Origin of the sequence: Citrobacter sp. C5_2 (genome assembly GCF_014596845.2) — a bacterium.
Classification (GTDB): domain Bacteria; phylum Pseudomonadota; class Gammaproteobacteria; order Enterobacterales; family Enterobacteriaceae; genus Citrobacter; species Citrobacter werkmanii.
The window spans coordinates 4,107,371-4,124,110 of the sequence record NZ_CP115032.1; the positions used below are offsets into that span (position 1 = coordinate 4,107,371).

Genomic DNA, 16,740 nt, shown 5'->3' on the forward strand with positions numbered 1-16,740 from the left:
ATAAGGCATGTGGCTCTAGTATCGCATGTTTCGGCGGGCAAGAAAGTGCTCATCGTGCAAAGCTAGATTGATTTAGACGTCTGGATGCCTTAACATCCATCTTGTTGACGGCCTTGACCGTCCCAGACAGACGAAAATGCCACGGCTAACTTAATTACGATAATAAATAACCAATGATTAAACTTTCGAATATCACCAAAGTGTTCCAGCAGGGGACTCGCACCATTCAGGCGCTAAATAATGTCAGCCTGCATGTTCCCGCCGGGCAGATTTACGGCGTCATTGGCGCCTCCGGTGCCGGTAAAAGTACGCTTATCCGCTGCGTTAACTTACTTGAACGCCCAACCGAAGGCAGCGTTCAGGTCGGCGGTCAGGAGCTGACAACGCTTTCAGAGTCCGAGTTGACCAAAGCTCGCCGTCAAATCGGCATGATTTTCCAACACTTTAACCTGCTCTCTTCCCGTACCGTGTTTGGCAACGTTGCGCTGCCGCTGGAACTGGATAACACGCCAAAGGAAGAGATCAAACGCCGTGTAACAGAACTGCTGGATTTAGTTGGCCTTGGCGACAAGCACGATAGCTATCCGGCCAACCTTTCCGGTGGACAAAAACAGCGAGTGGCGATCGCCCGTGCGCTGGCAAGTAATCCCAAAGTGTTGCTCTGCGATGAAGCCACCAGCGCACTCGACCCGGCAACCACGCGTTCGATTCTGGAACTGCTGAAAGACATTAACCGTCGTCTGGGTCTCACCATTCTGCTGATTACCCATGAGATGGACGTTGTAAAACGCATTTGTGACTGCGTGGCGGTCATCAGCAATGGTGAACTGATTGAACAGGACACCGTCAGCGAAGTCTTCTCTCACCCGAAAACGCCGCTGGCACAGAAGTTTATCCAGTCCACTCTACATCTGGATATCCCGGAAGATTATCTGGAACGTTTAAAAGCAGAGCCGCAAGCCGACAGCGTGCCAATGCTGCGCATGGAGTTCACCGGTCATTCGGTCGATGCGCCATTACTCTCTGAGACGGCCCGTCGCTTTAATGTGAATAACAACATTATTAGCGCGCAGATGGATTATGCCGGCGGCGTGAAGTTCGGCATTATGCTGACGGAAATGCACGGCACACAGGAAGATACACAAGCAGCCATTAACTGGCTGCAGGAACACCATGTAAAAGTAGAGGTACTGGGTTATGTCTGAGCCGATGATGTGGCTGCTGGTTCGCGGCGTATGGGAAACGCTGGCAATGACCTTTGTGTCCGGTTTTTTTGGTTTTGTCATTGGCCTGCCGGTTGGCGTATTGCTGTACGTTACGCGTCCTGGGCAAATCATTGAGAACGCTAAGCTTTACCGTACGCTCTCTGCGCTGGTAAATATTTTCCGTTCCATCCCATTCATTATTTTGCTGGTGTGGATGATTCCTTTCACCCGCATGATTGTGGGTACCTCTATTGGGCTGCAGGCCGCTATCGTCCCGCTGACCGTCGGCGCCGCGCCGTTTATCGCCCGTATGGTGGAAAACGCGCTGCTGGAAATCCCGACCGGGCTGATTGAAGCCTCCCGTGCGATGGGCGCCACGCCGTTGCAGATTGTACGTAAGGTATTACTGCCAGAAGCGCTGCCGGGTCTGGTCAATGCCGCCACCATCACGCTCATCACGTTGGTTGGCTATTCCGCGATGGGCGGTGCCGTCGGCGCAGGTGGTTTGGGACAGATTGGCTACCAGTACGGTTATATCGGCTACAACGCTACCGTGATGAATACAGTACTGGTATTGCTCGTCGTTCTGGTTTATTTAATTCAGTTATCCGGCGATCGCATCGTCCGGGTTGTCACGCACAAATAACGTTGCACACAACACTAAAAACTCATTAAGAAAAGGAAATAAGCATGGCGTTCAAATTCAAAACCTTTGCGGCAGTTGGAGCCCTGATCGGTTCTCTGGCACTTGTGGGTTGCGGTCAGGATGAAAAAGATCCTAACCACATCAAAGTGGGCGTTATTGTTGGCGCAGAGCAACAGGTTGCAGAAGTCGCGCAGAAAGTGGCAAAAGAAAAATATGGTCTGGACGTTGAGCTGGTCACGTTTAACGATTACGTCCTGCCTAACGAAGCGTTGAGCAAAGGCGACATTGATGCTAACGCCTTCCAGCACAAACCGTACCTGGATCAGCAGATTAAAGATCGTGGTTACAAGCTGGTTGCCGCGGGCAATACTTTTGTTTACCCGATTGCGGGCTACTCCAAAAAAATCAAATCACTGGATGAGCTGCAGGAAGGTTCTCAGGTCGCGATTCCAAACGACCCGACTAACCTTGGCCGCTCGCTGCTGCTGCTGCAAAAAGTGGGCTTAATCAAACTGAAAGACGGTGTTGGCCTCCTGCCGACCGCGCTGGACGTGATTGAAAACCCGAAAAACCTGAAGCTGGTTGAACTGGAAGCGCCGCAGTTGCCGCGTTCACTGGACGATGCGCAAATCGCCCTGGCGGTCATCAACACCACCTACGCCAGCCAGATTGGCCTGACCCCGGCAAAAGACGGTATCTTTGTTGAAGATAAAGATTCTCCGTACGTAAACCTGATCGTGACCCGTGAAGACAACAAAGATGCTGAGAACGTGAAGAAATTCGTGCAGGCCTACCAGTCTGACGAAGTATACGAAGCAGCGAACAAAGTCTTCAACGGCGGTGCTGTTAAGGGCTGGTAATTTTAGGCTGTTTCCAGAATCTGTAATATCATCAGGACGGGCGCTTGCCCGTCTTGTCATTTATGCAAGCACCTGATTCAATATCTGACGTTTAGATCATTCATTGAGGAAATATTATGCGTGCTTTACCGATCTGTTTAGTAGCACTCATGCTGAGCGGCTGTTCTATGTTAAGCAGATCCCCTGTTGAACCCGTTCAAAGCACCGCTACCCCGCCAAAAGCGGAGCCGGAAAAACCAAAAGCACCGCGCGCGGCGCCGGTAAGAATCATTACTAACGCCGAAGATTTAGTGGGTAAACCATTCCGCGATCTCGGCGAAGTCAGCGGCGAATCCTGCCAGGCATCAAACCAGGATTCCCCTCCGAGCATCCCAACCGCACGTAAACGCATGCAGATTAACGCCTCTAAAATGAAAGCGAATGCGGTATTGCTGCACAGTTGCGAAGTCACCAGCGGAACGCCAGGTTGCTATCGTCAGGCGGTTTGCATTGGTTCTGCACTGAACATTTCGGCGAAATGAGCCATTTTCAGTTCGAGCAAATAGGCGTTATCCGCTCACCTTATAAAGAAAAGTTCGCCGTTCCACGCCAGCCAGGTCTGGTGAAAAGCGCCAGCGGCGAACTGCATTTGCTCGCTCCCTATAACCAGGCCGATGCCGTTCGCGGCCTGGAAGCCTTCAGCCATTTGTGGGTGATTTTTGTTTTTCATCAGACAATGGAAGGAGGATGGCGTCCAACCGTGCGCCCTCCCCGTCTTGGCGGCAACGCCAGAATGGGTGTTTTCGCCACGCGTTCAACGTTTCGTCCTAACCCTGTTGGCATGTCTTTGGTTGAGCTTCGAGGTATCCGCTGCCACAAAGAGCACGTCATCCTTGAGCTCGGCGGGCTGGATCTTGTCGATGGTACGCCGGTAGTGGATATTAAACCGTATCTGCCATTTGCCGAATCGCTGCCCGATGCTCGCGCCAGCTATGCTCAGGATGCACCGCAGGCCAGCGTAGATGTGACGTTCAGTGAAGAGATCGCCGGGCAACTGGCTGGGCTGGAAAAACGTTATCCGCATCTTCGCCAGTTTATTGCCGAAGTGCTGGCGCAGGATCCCCGTCCTGCCTACCGTAAAAACGAGGAAGAAGGCAAAACCTACGCCGTTTGGCTGCTGGACTTTAACGTCCGCTGGCGCGTTACGCCGTCAGGATTTGAGGTCTTTGCTCTGGAAGCCCGCTAATTTGCGTCGCGTACTCTTTTGACATCCCTTTCTCGCTGGTAAACTAAACCACTTTTGTTTTGTGCCAGGCTCGTCTTGAGCCTGTTCGATCGTTCAACTGGAACCGTAACAACATGCGTACTAGCCAATATCTGCTCTCCACTCTGAAGGAGACACCTGCCGACGCCGAAGTCATCAGCCATCAGCTGATGCTGCGCGCCGGGATGATCCGCAAGCTGGCCTCCGGGTTATACACCTGGCTGCCGACCGGCGTGCGCGTCCTGAAAAAAGTCGAAAACATCGTGCGTGAAGAGATGAACAACGCCGGTGCGATCGAGGTGTTGATGCCGGTCGTTCAGCCCTCTGAGCTGTGGCAAGAGAGTGGCCGTTGGGAACAATACGGCCCGGAACTGCTGCGTATTGCTGACCGTGGCGATCGCCCGTTCGTCCTTGGCCCAACGCATGAAGAAGTGATCACCGACCTGATTCGTAACGAGCTGAGCTCTTACAAACAGCTGCCGCTGAACTTCTACCAGATCCAGACTAAATTCCGTGACGAAGTTCGTCCGCGCTTCGGCGTGATGCGTTCCCGCGAATTCCTGATGAAAGATGCCTACTCTTTCCATACCTCTCAGGAATCCCTGCAGGAGACCTACGACGCGATGTACGCAGCGTACAGCAAGATCTTCAGCCGTATGGGTCTCGATTTCCGTGCGGTACAAGCGGATACCGGTTCTATCGGCGGTAGCGCCTCTCACGAATTCCAGGTGCTGGCGCAGAGCGGCGAAGACGATGTGATCTTCTCCGACACCTCCGATTATGCAGCGAATATCGAGTTTGCCGAAGCCGTTGCGCCAAAAGAGCCGCGTGCGGCAGCAACGCAGGAGATGACGCTGGTCGATACGCCAAACGCCAAAACCATCGCCGAGCTGGTTGAGCAGTTCAACCTACCGATCGAGAAAACCGTAAAAACCCTGCTGGTGAAAGCGGTTGAAGGCAGCAAGTCTCCGTTGATTGCGCTGCTGGTTCGCGGCGATCACGAGCTGAACGAAGTCAAAGCGGAAAAACTGCCGCAGGTTGCCAGCCCGCTGACCTTCGCCACCGAAGAAGAGATTCGCGCACTGGTGAAAGCGGGTCCGGGATCTCTGGGTCCGGTGAACATGCCAATTCCGGTCGTTATCGACCGTACCGTTGCCGTGATGAGCGACTTCGCAGCCGGCGCCAACATCGACGGTAAGCACTATTTCGGTATCAACTGGGATCGCGACGTTGCCACCCCGGAAGTTGCGGATATCCGTAACGTGGTCGCTGGCGACCCGAGTCCGGATGGCCAGGGTACGCTGCTGATTAAACGCGGCATCGAAGTGGGTCACATCTTCCAGTTGGGCACCAAGTACTCTGAAGCGATGAAAGCCGCCGTTCAGGGCGAAGATGGCCGTAACCAGATCCTGACCATGGGTTGCTACGGTATCGGGGTCACTCGCGTGGTTGCTGCTGCTATCGAACAGAACTATGACGATCGCGGTATCGTATGGCCAGACGCCATTGCCCCGTTCCAGGTCGCGATTCTGCCGATGAACATGCATAAGTCCTACCGCGTGCAGGAACTGGCTGAAAAGCTGTACGCGGAACTGCGCGCGCAGGGCATTGAAGTGCTGATGGACGACCGTAAAGAGCGTCCGGGCGTGATGTTTGCCGATATGGAACTGATCGGTATTCCGCATACTATCGTGCTGGGCGACCGTAACCTCGACAACGACGATATCGAATACAAATACCGTCGTAACGGCGAGAAGCAGTTGATTAAAACGGGCGACATCGTCGACTATCTGGTAAAAGCCATTAAAGGCTAATATCAGCAAAAGGCCCTGATAATCAGGGCCTTTTTTTCATCAATTAATTACACCCTTTACCGGGGATAAATTTCGCATCTTTATCCGCCATCAGCGTTTTCACTTTCTCGCCAGTGTCCGGGTTCGCCTCCAGTGTGAAATGCGCTTCCAGCGTCAGCAATACGGATTGGCCGTTTTCCGCGCGCGCGGCTAAATAGTCACGCTCAAGCTGGGCGTTATTCGCCACCGGCATCCGTTTACCCGTTGCGCAGTCGGTAAAGATAGCTGCGTCAGCCATATAGAAGTACATGCCCCGCATCGGCATTGGCGTCACCGGTAAGCTGGCGGAAACGGGCTGAAGGGTGTAGTTGAACTGCGACTCAATCGGATTACCTTCACGATCGAGCATTTCCAGTGCTTCGCCTTTAGCACGATAGTACGACTTTTCACCTTTACTGTCGGTCAGCACCAGCTTATCCGCAGTACGCGCCCATGTTCCATAAGAGGCAAAGGACGACGGTTCATCCCTCACCCCCTGATAACGTTCGTTCATCACCCATGTTCCGTCTTTTTCGAGGAACAGAGAAGTTTCAATCCCTTCGCAGTCCGCGCAAGGCAGGATGCCTCGCCAGCTTTGCTGCATCGGTTTTAATTCTGCCGCCCGTGTCGGCTGTAGTACTTCGACTTCAGTACGGTTGTTACAGCCGATCAAGGAAAAAAGCGTGCATGCAGCGACGACGGACAATATTGCTGTTTTCACTATCAATTCCTTATAAATTTTTATTCCTGCTCGTCAGTCTTGCGTTCGACGAACTCTCCCGCGCAGTGACTTCACTGTGGATTTTTGCGCCTTCGATGACAACCTACGCTCTTTCGAAGCGCGCGTAGGACGCGTTGCCTGTCGGCTTTTTTGCACTGCGGTTAATTCTTTGATCACCGCCACCAGCCGGGAGATTGCCGCTTCCCGGTTTAGCTCCTGGCTACGGTATTCCTGCGCCTTAATGATAATAACGCCATCGCCGCTAATCAGATGATGGCTGGCGGCCAGCAGGCGTTCCTTATAATACTCTGGCAGGCCAGAGGCCCGAATGTCAAAGCGCAAATGGATGGCTGTCGAGGTCTTGTTAACGTGCTGACCACCCGCGCCCTGCGCCCGAATCGCCGTGATTTCCAGCTCATTATCAGGGATAGAGACGTTTCGGGAGATGACTATCATGAACCCTGCTGCCACGCGGTCAGATGAATTTCCAGATTGTTCTGAGAATCGGACAACCAGATAGCGCCATCCTGAATCGTCGCCTGCAGCGCCATGGTGCGACCAGCAAATTCACTCAGTTGCGCCAGTTGTTCGTCATCCAGATACCACACGGTAAGATTTTTAAACTGCGCGCACTTACTCTGGTTTTGTTGCCACCAGATCTGGGCCGCACGGCTGTTGTAGGTAAACAGGGCCACCTCAGCAGACTGAGTGCAGGCTTTCTTAATACGACGCTCATCCGGCAGGCCGAGTTCAATCCATAAATCAATGCCCAGATGGTCGTTTCGCAGCCAGGCTTCCGGTTCATCTTCCGCGCTCAGGCCACGCGTGAACTGCAGGCGTTCATCGGCATATTTAATCCACGCCAGCAGTCGCAGCATCATGCGCTCCTGGGTTTCTGAAGGGTGACGCGCCAGCGTCAAGGCTGCGTCAAGGAACTGGTTGCGGTCGAGATCCGCCACATTGACTACAGCTTTATAGATTGTCGCTTTAAGCGCCATTTGAGAACTCCTTTCGAATCAGGCGCTCATTGTAGCGAAAACTGCGGCAAAAGGCTGCTAACAGCGCCTCTATCAAGGCCGCTGATATTGCCTGAATGAGTATGGTATAGTCACCTTGCTAAACAGAGTTTATCTTCGTAGGCTTAGACTTGCATCCACGGTTAAGTCAGAGTGCTGACAGGAGGGCATGTGGAAAAATATTGTGAGTTAATACGCAAGCGGTACGCGGAAATCGCCAGCGGAGACTTAGGGTATGTCCCGGATGCGCTGGGTTGCGTATTGAAGGTGCTTAATGAAATGGCGGCAGACAGCGCCCTTTCAGAGTCGGTCAGGGAAAAAGCGGCCTATGCTGCCGCGAACTTACTGGTGAGCGATTATGTCAATGAATGAAACGTATCAACCCATCAACTGTGATGATTACGACAATCTTGAACTCGCCTGCCAGCACCATTTGTTACTGACGTTGGCGTTAAAAGATGGCGAAGTTTTACAAGCGAAAGCAAACGATCTGGTTTCACGCAAAAACGTGGAATATCTGGTCGCAGATGTCGCAGGTGAAACCCGGGAGCTTCGCCTCGATAAAATTGCCAGCTTCAGCCACCCGCAAATCGGTACCGTGGTCGTCAGCGAATCCTGATTCTTTTGTTGCCGGATGGCGGTGCAAGCACCTTATCCGGCCTACTTTCCATGCGATATGTAGGTCGGATAAGCGCACCGCCATCAGGCATGCCAAACCAGACTCACCCCTTCTTTATCTTCTGCTGCTCCCTCACGCGTCACAAAAACACCCGCAGCCGCAATCAGCGTTTCGCCGTAAAACAACAGCGGCGTGGTATCTCGTCGCCAGGGCGGGATCCCCTGCTCCTGCCAGATTTTCTTTAATTTACGTCCACCGTTACGCCCGACAATATGTAATACGCCTGGCGCTTTAAACCGAATGCTGACGGCTTCATCTGCCTGCGGCATACGCAATTCGCCAGCAGGGATGAGCTGCACCGAGCCTAACCCGGCAGGCAACGTCAACGGCGTTTCCCGGCATGTCCACGGGATGACGGTTTCGCTTTGCCCATCGACCGATTTCACCCACCACAGCTGTGACTGATAACGACGAATGTCGAACCCTCCAAGGCGAAAACAGGGGGAAGCATCTTCCCGCGCCAGCGCGACTTCCTGCCAGATACGTTCCAGCGCGTCACGGGAAGGCATTGGCGCAGTTAATCCTGCCAGCCAGCGGCGAAGCAGGGCGGCACGCCGCACACTGCTCATCGTCATTAGCGGTGCCAGCAACAGTGTGCCCTGGGCCGTGACGCAGTCGGCTAAATCGCTGGCAAGCAGTTCATCCAGTAAGCTCTCCTGCTCGGCGCACAGCGCGGCGCTGCGGGCCGTGGATTGCGCGAAGTGCGGCCAACGCTGTTGCAGCAAGGGAGTAACGCGCAATCTGAGGAAATTGCGATCGTAGGTATCATCCTGATTACTTTCATCCTCAATCCAACATAATTGGTGCTGTCGCGCCCACCCTTCCAGCGCCTCTCGCGTTTGCGCCAGCAGCGGTCGGATCAGCCGGGTCCCGGCGAACGGCGAGCTTTCTCCCATGGCGGAAAGCCCGGCAGGACCACTGCCACGCTTAAGGGCCAGCAGAAAAGTTTCGCACTGGTCGTCCAGATGCTGGGCGGTCATCAGTACCTCGCCCGGCAGTAACGTCTGTGCAAATGCGTGATAGCGCGCCCGCCGCGCCTGAGCTTCTATCCCCAGACCATCATCCTCCAGACGGACCCGTTCAACCACCAGCGGCACCTGCCACTGCGCGCATATCGATTCACAGTGCTGCACCCAGTTGTCCGCGTGGGGACTTAATCCATGATGAATATGGATTGCGCGCAACGTAACCTCAGGGTGCTGTGCTCGCCACAGCACTAACTGATGCAGCAGCACGGTGGAGTCCAGCCCGCCGCTAAAGGCGACCAGAATCGATTGAGAATTCAGCAGTGAAGTATTCAGCGTGAGTGTTGTCATGATGGTTACTTACAATGGTATTGCCCGGCACGTTACCGGGCTAACGCCATAATGACAAGCCTTACAGCTCATACAGTTCGAGCGGTAATCCGTCGGGATCGTTAAAAAACGTGAAGCGTTTGCTGGTAAACGGATCAATGCGTATCGGCTCGCACTTCACATCGCGCGCTTCCAGATGCGCGATCGCTTTCTCTACGTCATCCACACTGAACGCCAGATGACGTAAACCACAGGCTTCCGGTCGGCTGGGGCGGCAAGGTGGAAATGGGAAAGAAAAGAGCTCAATCACATACTGACCGTTCAATGCCAGATCGCCTTTCCAGGAGTCTCGCTCTTCCCGGTAGGCTTCGCTCATCAGGGTGAAGCCCAACACATCGCAGTAAAATGCCTTACTCGCCGCGTAGTCCGTCGCAATAATGGCAATATGGTGAACCTGTTTTAATCCCAGCATAGCGTTTTGCCTCTTTCGTTTGTTCTTCAGCACGTTACTCGTGCGTAATGGGTTCAGGCAAGTCGTTATGCCATTTTTAAGACTCTCACACGATACACGCCATCCTCACCCAGTTTAGCGCCATGGATATCGGTTTCAAATCCAGGATAATGATGGCCCACGGAGCACAGCATCAGCAGGAAATCGAGTACAGCCCGGCTTTTTTCCGTGATCATTTCACCAGGCATCAAGAGCGGTACGCCGGGAGGGTAAGGCAGGATCATATTGGCGGAAACGCGCCCCACCAGTTGATCGAGCGCCACCGTTTCAACCTCACCTTTGATCTGCCGCTGCCAGGCCTGATGCGGCGTCATTTTCATTTCCGGTAAGGTATCAAATGCCCGCAGCATCAGCCCGGAAAGATCGTGCTGGCGAATAAGCCTATGGATCCCCTGCGCCAGATCCTGAATGCGCATATTACGATAAAAATCAGGATCTTCAGCATACAGATCCGGAAGCATGTTTTTCACGCGTAAATTCAGATCGTACGAACGCTTAAATTCCGTCAGTCCGCGCAGCAGGCCCATCGCCCGGGTTTTATCAATGCCGATGCTGAACAGGAACAACAGATTATACGGTCCCGTTTTCTCGACAACCACGCCGCGTTCATCAAGGAATTTCGCCACCAGCGCGGCAGGAATCCCCTCTTCACTCATATTTCCCTGTTCATCCATCCCCGGCGTCAGAATAGTGACTTTCACCGGGTCAAGAAACATGTGGTCGGCGTCAGCATCGATAAATCCGTGCCAGTCTTCACCGGGCGCTACCGGCCAGCATTCTGCTTCATCCACCCTTTCTGGTTGCCAGATATCAAAAAACCAGCCATCCGACTCTTCACGCAACCGCTGCACTTCTTTACGAAAATGCAGCGCCCGCTCCACCGAACGATTGATTAACCGCTTACCGGAATTGCCACGCAGCATGGCCGCTGCGGTTTCTATCGAGGCAACAATCGGGTAACTCGGCGAAGTGGATGTGTGCATCATAAAGGCTTCGTTAAAGGTGTCTTCGTCGTAATCGCCCTTAATGTGGATCAAAGAAGCCTGTGACAACGCCGCCAGCATCTTGTGGGTGGACTGGGTTTCAAAAATCACCTTCCCCGGCACGCGCTCACCGCTCATCCCGCTTTTCCCCTGATAGATCGGATGAAAATGGGTATATGGCACCCAGGCTGAATCAAAATGGATAGAGGGCACATCCAGCGTTTGTTTGATCCAGTTGGTGTTATACAGCAGGCCGTCATAGGTGGAGTTGGTGATCACCGCATGCACCGGCCATTGCGCCTGAGGGGTCTCCTCTACCTTGCTTTCGATGCTTGCCCGGCTAAATTCCCGACGGGGGATACCGCCCAGAATACCCAACGCATTACGCGTCGGCTTCAACCAGATTGGCACCACATCGCTCATCATCAGCAAATGCGCCAACGACTTATGACAGTTGCGGTCAATCAACAGCGTACTGCCCGTGGGTGCGGCGTACATACCAACAATTTTATTGGAGGTGGACGTGCCGTTGGTCACCATATAGCTCTGCTCGGCGCCAAAAGTGCGCGCGATATACTCCTCCGCTTCCAGGTGCGGGCCGGTATGATCCAGCAGCGAGCCCAGCTCGGTCACTGAAATGGAGACATCGGCTTTCAGCGTATTACCGCCAAAGAAATCATAGAACAGGCAGCCGACCGGGCTTTTCTGGTACGCCGTTCCCGCCATATGACCGGGCGTGCAGAAGGTATACTTTCCTTCCTTCACATAGGTAAACAGCGCTTTGGTGAAAGGGGGCGTAATGTTATCCAGATATTCGCTAGTGTACTGGCGGATGCGGGTGGCAATGTCTTCAGACTGGCCCAGCGCATACTCAAAAAACCACAGCGCCATGCGCAGGTCATGGGCGCTGACATCCATCGTTGAATGGGTATTAATAAAGGCGTAAAGCGGAAGATATTCGTTGAGCTGGTTGATGTCACTGCACAGATCCAGACTGTATTCATCCCAGTCAAAAATGACGCCGCAAATTCGCGGGTTATGTTCGATAAACTTCAGCAGGTCAACGCTATTCTGCGGCCAGATAATCTGAAACCCCTGCTGTTGTAGCGCACGCTCAAGTTCCTTGATGGGCTCATCTTTATAAAAGACGCCATGCGGTCCCATGATGGCAATGATATTCATGCGTTCCTCCTGGAAAAACCTCAGTTAAGCATAGCCTGGTCAAACTGCAGGTAAAAAAAAGGGCCACAGCATTGTGGCCCTTTTCAGAATTAATGTAGCTTATGCGTAGCCGTAGCTCATCAGACGCTGGTAGCGACGGTTTTTCAGATCTTCTTTACCTAACACATCAAGATCGGCGAGATCGGCCAGCAGTTGCGCTTTCAGTGACGCCGCCATGGCTTCCGGGTTACGGTGCGCGCCACCCAGCGGTTCAGGAATGATAGAGTCGATAAGCTTCAGCTCTTTCAGACGCGGCGCGATAATGCCCATCGCTTCAGCGGCCAGCGGCGCTTTATCAGCGCTTTTCCACAGAATGGAGGCACAACCTTCCGGGGAGATAACGGAATAGGTGCTGTATTGCAGCATATTCACTTTATCGCCTACGCCGATCGCCAGCGCGCCGCCGGAACCACCTTCACCGATAACGGTGCAGATGACCGGTACGCTCAGACGCGACATTTCACGCAGGTTGCGCGCGATCGCTTCAGACTGACCACGTTCTTCCGCGCCCACGCCCGGGTAAGCCCCTGGGGTGTCGATGAAGGTAATGATCGGCATGTTGAAACGTTCTGCCATTTCCATCAGACGCAGCGCTTTGCGATAGCCTTCCGGCGCTGGCATGCCGAAATTACGACGAATTTTTTCTTTGGTCTCACGGCCTTTCTGATGACCAATGATCATCACCGGACGACCATCCAGACGCGCAATACCGCCGACGATAGCTTTGTCATCCGCATAGGCACGATCGCCCGCCAGCTCATCAAATTCATCAAACGCCAGGCGGACATAATCCAGGGTGTACGGACGCTGTGGATGGCGTGCCAGTTGGGCTACCTGCCATGCGCCAAGATCGGCGAAGATTTTACGCGTCAGTTCTACGCTTTTTTCACGCAGGCGATGCACTTCTTCATCGATGTTAATATCCAGTTTCTCATCCTGACGGCTAACCGCAGTCAGAGAATCGATTTTTGCTTCCAGCTCTGCAATCGGCTGTTCAAAATCAAGGAAATTCAGACTCATAGTATTCCTGTATTAGTCAAACTCCAGTTCCACCTGCTCCGAACCAATAAGGCCGCGGAGATCGTTTAGCAAACGATCGCTCGGAGAGACACGCCACGTCGCGCCAAAACGCAACCGCGCACGTGCATCCGCCCTCTGATAGTAGAGATGTACTGGAATTGTCCCCGAGCGGTGGGGTTCCAGAGACTGACGGAGTCGGTTTAAAAGCTGGTCATCAATTTGCCTGTCCGTCAGCGAGATAGCAAGCCCGCGAGCATATTTTTCCCGGGCTTCGTCAATATCCATGACTTCACGGGCCATCATTTTAAGCCCGCCGCTGAAGTCATCAAAGCTGACCTGTCCGCTGACGATAAGTATGCGGTCTTTTTCCAGCAATTGCTGGTATTTATCCAGGGCATCGGTAAACAACATAACTTCCAGACGCCCGGAACGGTCATCCAGTGTACAGATGCCGATACGATTGCCGCGCTTGGTGACCATTACCCGCGCGGCAATGACGAGCCCCGCAGCCGTGGTGACTTTACCACGTTCTGTCGGATGCATGTCTTTCAGCCTGTGGCCTCCAACATAGCGCTCAATTTCTTTTAAATACTGGTTGATAGGGTGTCCCGTCAGGTAAAGCCCTAACGTTTCACGCTCACCGTCTAATACTACCTGCTCAGGCCACGGTGTACAGTTGGCATAAGACTGTTCAATTTGTTCGGGTTCTTCCGCCAGCACGCCAAACATATCAGCCTGGCCAATAGCCTCGGCTTTCGCATGCTGATCGGCGGCTTTTAGCGCATCATTCAACGAATTCATCAACGCCGCGCGGTGTGGGCCAAGGCGGTCAAACGCCCCGGACATAATCAGTTTTTCCAGCACCCGGCGATTGAGTTTTTTGATATCCGTACGCGCACAGAGATCAAACAGCTCGCGGAAGTAACCGCCTTCGTTGCGCGCCTCAATAATAGCTTCAATTGGCCCTTCACCCACGCCTTTTATCGCGCCGATGCCATAAACAATCTCGCCATCATCGTTAACGTGGAAATGGTAAAGCCCGGAGTTAATGTCTGGCGGCAGGATTTTTAACCCCATGCGCCAGCATTCATCCACCAGCCCGACCACTTTCTCGGTGTTATCCATATCGGCCGTCATTACCGCCGCCATAAACTCGGCCGGGTAATGCGCCTTCAACCATAGCGTCTGGTAAGAGACCAGCGCATAGGCAGCGGAGTGTGATTTGTTAAATCCGTAACCGGCGAATTTCTCCACCAGGTCAAAGATTTTCATCGCCAGTTCGCCGTCGACGCCGCGCTTTTTCGCCCCTTCTTCAAAGGTGCCGCGCTGTTTGGCCATTTCTTCCGGCTTTTTCTTACCCATCGCACGACGCAGCATATCCGCGCCGCCAAGCGTGTAACCAGACAGCTCCTGGGCAATCTGCATAACCTGTTCCTGATACAGGATAATGCCGTAGGTTGGCTCCAGTACCGGCTTCAGACACTCATGCTGCCATTGTACGTCCGGATAGGAAATCTCTTCGCGACCATGCTTACGGTCGATAAAGTTATCTACCATCCCCGACTGTAGCGGGCCCGGGCGGAACAGGGCCACCAGTGCGATCATATCTTCGAAGCAGTCAGGCTGCAGACGTTTGATCAGATCCTTCATGCCGCGGGATTCAAGCTGGAATACCGCGGTGGTTTCCGAGCGTTGCAGCATGTCGAAGCTTTTCTTATCGTCAAGCGGAATGGCCGCGATATCCAGCGGCGGCTCGCCGTTCTTTTCACGGCGGGCGTTGATCATCTCCAGCGCCCAGTTGATGATGGTCAGCGTACGCAGCCCCAGGAAGTCGAACTTCACCAGGCCGGCGTATTCCACGTCGTTCTTATCAAACTGAGTAACCGGGTGCAGCCCCTGTTCATCGCAGTATAGCGGCGCAAAATCGGTAATTTTGGTCGGAGCGATAACCACGCCACCGGCGTGCTTACCGGCGTTACGCGTGACGCCTTCCAGCTTACGCGCCATATCGATCAGCGCTTTAACCTCTTCATCTGCCTCATAGATTTCCGGCAGTTGCGGTTCAGCTTCAAAGGCTTTCGCCAGCGTCATGCCCGGATCGGGCGGCACAAGTTTCGAAATACGATCCACGAAGCCGTACGGGTGCCCCAGCACGCGACCCACGTCTCGGATAACCGCTTTTGCCGCCATCGTACCGAAAGTAATAATCTGCGAAACCGCATCACGACCGTACATATCCGCCACGTGTTCAATAACCTGGTCGCGTTTCTCCATACAGAAGTCAACGTCGAAGTCGGGCATTGAGACACGTTCCGGGTTCAGGAAACGTTCGAACAGCAGGTCAAATTCCAGCGGATCCAGGTCGGTAATTTTTAGCGCATAGGCCACCAGCGATCCTGCGCCGGAACCACGTCCCGGACCTACTGGTACGCCGTTATCCTTCGACCACTGGATAAATTCCATAACGATCAGGAAGTAGCCCGGGAACCCCATCTGGTTGATAACCTGTAGCTCAACATCCAGACGTTCATCATATTCCGGACGGCGCCTGGCGCGCTCTTCCGGATCCGGGAACAGGAACGCCAGTCGCTGTTCCAGCCCCTCTTTCGACTTCGCCACGAGGAAATCCTCGGTGGTCATATCGCCGGTCGGGAACTGTGGCAAGAAATACTCACCCAAACGCACCGTGACGTTACAGCGTTTGGCAATTTCGACGGTGTTTTGCAGCGCCTCCGGGATATCGGAGAACAGCTCGCACATCTCGTCTTCGCTACGCATATACTGCTGCGCGGAGTAGTTACGCGGGCGTTTAGGGTCGTCAAGGGTGAACCCGTCGTGGATCGCCACACGGATTTCATGCGCATCGAAATCGCCGGTTTCCAGGAAGCGAACATCGTTGGTCGCCACCACCGGCAAACCACGCCTTTCAGCCAGTTCTACCGCGGCATGCAGATAGTTTTCTTCATCTTGTCTGCCGGTACGGATCAGCTCAAGGAAGTAGCTATTGGGAAAATGCGCTTCGTAAAACGCCACGCATTCGTCAACCAGGGCGCTATTACCGCGCAACAAGCTACGTCCGACGTCGCCCATGCGGCCGCCGGAGAGCAAAATCAAACCTTCTTTTAGCTCGACCAGCCAGTCGCGGTCGATAACCGGCCCTTCTGCGCCATAACCGCGCTGATAGGCTTTTGATATCAATAACGTCAGGTTCTGATAGCCGGTATTGTTAGCGGCCAGTACGGTGAGTTGCGTGAGTTCATCAGCCAATAGTTCACTGCGGACATGAAAATCTGCGCCTACAATAGGCTTAATACCGGCGCCGTGACCCGCTCCGTAAAACTTCACCAGACCACACAGGTTGGTAAAATCGGTGATCGCCAGCGCAGGCATGCCTAACGCGGCCGCCTTCTTCACCAGCGGCCCGGTTTTCGCCAGCCCATCGATCATGGAGTAGTCGCTGTGCACCCGGAGGTGGACGAAACGTGGTTCAGACATCTTCAGATTCCTT

At 53.7% G+C, this 16,740-nt stretch carries 16 protein-coding genes; 8 read left to right on the top strand and 8 right to left on the bottom strand.

Annotation, left to right across the window (positions count from 1 at the left end; genetic code table 11):
* The first annotated feature begins 173 nt into the window (after positions 1–173).
* From metN to proS, 6 genes are all read left to right on the top strand, one after another.
* A complete protein-coding gene (gene metN / locus ICA20_RS20080; RefSeq protein WP_038637459.1) occupies positions 174–1,205 on the top strand; it encodes a methionine ABC transporter ATP-binding protein MetN in 1,032 nt (343 codons plus the stop codon).
* Entirely contained in the window at positions 1,198–1,851 is a 654-nt protein-coding gene (locus ICA20_RS20085; protein ID WP_006686810.1) for a methionine ABC transporter permease MetI, read from the top strand. Before metN ends, ICA20_RS20085 begins: the two co-directional genes overlap by 8 nt.
* 44 nt (positions 1,852–1,895) lie before the next feature.
* The gene (gene metQ / locus ICA20_RS20090; RefSeq protein WP_006686809.1) at positions 1,896–2,711 is read left to right on the top strand and encodes a methionine ABC transporter substrate-binding lipoprotein MetQ; all 816 of its coding nucleotides are present in this window, start codon (positions 1,896–1,898) and stop codon (positions 2,709–2,711) included.
* Positions 2,712–2,827: 116 nt separating this feature from the next.
* Positions 2,828–3,232: an Rcs stress response system protein RcsF gene (rcsF, locus tag ICA20_RS20095; RefSeq protein WP_016151780.1), complete on the top strand. Its 405-nt coding sequence runs from the start codon at positions 2,828–2,830 to the stop codon at positions 3,230–3,232.
* Positions 3,229–3,936: a tRNA (N6-threonylcarbamoyladenosine(37)-N6)-methyltransferase TrmO gene (tsaA, locus tag ICA20_RS20100; RefSeq protein WP_038637456.1), complete on the top strand. Its 708-nt coding sequence runs from the start codon at positions 3,229–3,231 to the stop codon at positions 3,934–3,936. The genes rcsF and tsaA overlap by 4 nt, the downstream gene beginning before the upstream one ends.
* A gap of 113 nt (positions 3,937–4,049) precedes the next feature.
* Positions 4,050–5,768, top strand: a complete 1,719-nt coding sequence (gene proS / locus ICA20_RS20105; protein ID WP_038637453.1) for a proline--tRNA ligase — start codon at positions 4,050–4,052, stop codon at positions 5,766–5,768.
* 43 nt (positions 5,769–5,811) lie between these two features.
* On the opposite strand, the gene nlpE is transcribed toward proS, so the two are convergent.
* The 3 genes from nlpE to ICA20_RS20120 are packed head-to-tail and all read right to left on the bottom strand — an operon-like array spanning position 5,812 to position 7,505.
* Positions 5,812–6,510, bottom strand: coding sequence for an envelope stress response activation lipoprotein NlpE (nlpE, locus tag ICA20_RS20110; RefSeq protein ID WP_087857695.1), 699 nt, complete (start codon positions 6,508–6,510; stop codon positions 5,812–5,814).
* A 30-nt stretch (positions 6,511–6,540) separates the two neighbouring features.
* Entirely contained in the window at positions 6,541–6,963 is a 423-nt protein-coding gene (gene arfB, locus ICA20_RS20115; RefSeq protein WP_038637447.1) for an alternative ribosome rescue aminoacyl-tRNA hydrolase ArfB, read from the bottom strand.
* The gene (locus tag ICA20_RS20120; protein ID WP_038637444.1) at positions 6,960–7,505 is read right to left on the bottom strand and encodes a YaeQ family protein; all 546 of its coding nucleotides are present in this window, start codon (positions 7,503–7,505) and stop codon (positions 6,960–6,962) included. The genes arfB and ICA20_RS20120 overlap by 4 nt, the downstream gene beginning before the upstream one ends.
* A 189-nt stretch (positions 7,506–7,694) precedes the next feature.
* Between ICA20_RS20120 and ICA20_RS20125 the strand changes: the two genes are divergently transcribed.
* Both ICA20_RS20125 and rof read left to right on the top strand, forming a co-directional pair.
* Positions 7,695–7,895, top strand: a complete 201-nt coding sequence (locus tag ICA20_RS20125; protein ID WP_024132476.1) for a YaeP family protein — start codon at positions 7,695–7,697, stop codon at positions 7,893–7,895.
* The gene (gene rof, locus ICA20_RS20130) at positions 7,882–8,142 is read left to right on the top strand and encodes a Rho-binding antiterminator (protein ID WP_003018503.1); all 261 of its coding nucleotides are present in this window, start codon (positions 7,882–7,884) and stop codon (positions 8,140–8,142) included. The genes ICA20_RS20125 and rof overlap by 14 nt, the downstream gene beginning before the upstream one ends.
* 83 nt (positions 8,143–8,225) lie before the next feature.
* Here rof and tilS read toward each other — a convergent pair whose 3' ends face one another.
* The 5 genes from tilS to dnaE all read right to left on the bottom strand — a co-directional run bounded on the left by tilS (position 8,226) and on the right by dnaE (position 16,727).
* The gene (tilS, locus tag ICA20_RS20135; RefSeq protein ID WP_038637437.1) at positions 8,226–9,518 is read right to left on the bottom strand and encodes a tRNA lysidine(34) synthetase TilS; all 1,293 of its coding nucleotides are present in this window, start codon (positions 9,516–9,518) and stop codon (positions 8,226–8,228) included.
* A gap of 61 nt (positions 9,519–9,579) precedes the next feature.
* Entirely contained in the window at positions 9,580–9,969 is a 390-nt protein-coding gene (locus ICA20_RS20140) for a VOC family protein (RefSeq protein WP_038637434.1), read from the bottom strand.
* 65 nt (positions 9,970–10,034) lie between these two features.
* The gene (gene ldcC / locus ICA20_RS20145; RefSeq protein WP_038637430.1) at positions 10,035–12,173 is read right to left on the bottom strand and encodes a lysine decarboxylase LdcC; all 2,139 of its coding nucleotides are present in this window, start codon (positions 12,171–12,173) and stop codon (positions 10,035–10,037) included.
* Positions 12,174–12,272: 99 nt separating this feature from the next.
* A complete protein-coding gene (gene accA, locus ICA20_RS20150; RefSeq protein WP_038637427.1) occupies positions 12,273–13,232 on the bottom strand; it encodes an acetyl-CoA carboxylase carboxyl transferase subunit alpha in 960 nt (319 codons plus the stop codon).
* A 12-nt stretch (positions 13,233–13,244) separates the two neighbouring features.
* Positions 13,245–16,727, bottom strand: a complete 3,483-nt coding sequence (dnaE, locus tag ICA20_RS20155) for a DNA polymerase III subunit alpha (protein ID WP_038637424.1) — start codon at positions 16,725–16,727, stop codon at positions 13,245–13,247.
* Positions 16,728–16,740 lie beyond the last annotated feature (13 nt).

Coding starts and splice junctions, on each gene's coding strand:
- metN (WP_038637459.1), top strand. CDS start 174: ATGATTAAACTTTCGAATATCACCAAAGTGTTCCAGCAGGGGACTCGC.
- ICA20_RS20085 (WP_006686810.1), top strand. CDS start 1,198: ATGTCTGAGCCGATGATGTGGCTGCTGGTTCGCGGCGTATGGGAAACG.
- metQ (WP_006686809.1), top strand. CDS start 1,896: ATGGCGTTCAAATTCAAAACCTTTGCGGCAGTTGGAGCCCTGATCGGT.
- rcsF (WP_016151780.1), top strand. CDS start 2,828: ATGCGTGCTTTACCGATCTGTTTAGTAGCACTCATGCTGAGCGGCTGT.
- tsaA (WP_038637456.1), top strand. CDS start 3,229: ATGAGCCATTTTCAGTTCGAGCAAATAGGCGTTATCCGCTCACCTTAT.
- proS (WP_038637453.1), top strand. CDS start 4,050: ATGCGTACTAGCCAATATCTGCTCTCCACTCTGAAGGAGACACCTGCC.
- arfB (WP_038637447.1), bottom strand. CDS start 6,963: ATGATAGTCATCTCCCGAAACGTCTCTATCCCTGATAATGAGCTGGAA.
- ICA20_RS20120 (WP_038637444.1), bottom strand. CDS start 7,505: ATGGCGCTTAAAGCGACAATCTATAAAGCTGTAGTCAATGTGGCGGAT.
- rof (WP_003018503.1), top strand. CDS start 7,882: ATGTCAATGAATGAAACGTATCAACCCATCAACTGTGATGATTACGAC.
- tilS (WP_038637437.1), bottom strand. CDS start 9,518: ATGACAACACTCACGCTGAATACTTCACTGCTGAATTCTCAATCGATT.
- ICA20_RS20140 (WP_038637434.1), bottom strand. CDS start 9,969: ATGCTGGGATTAAAACAGGTTCACCATATTGCCATTATTGCGACGGAC.
- ldcC (WP_038637430.1), bottom strand. CDS start 12,173: ATGAATATCATTGCCATCATGGGACCGCATGGCGTCTTTTATAAAGAT.
- accA (WP_038637427.1), bottom strand. CDS start 13,232: ATGAGTCTGAATTTCCTTGATTTTGAACAGCCGATTGCAGAGCTGGAA.
- dnaE (WP_038637424.1), bottom strand. CDS start 16,727: ATGTCTGAACCACGTTTCGTCCACCTCCGGGTGCACAGCGACTACTCC.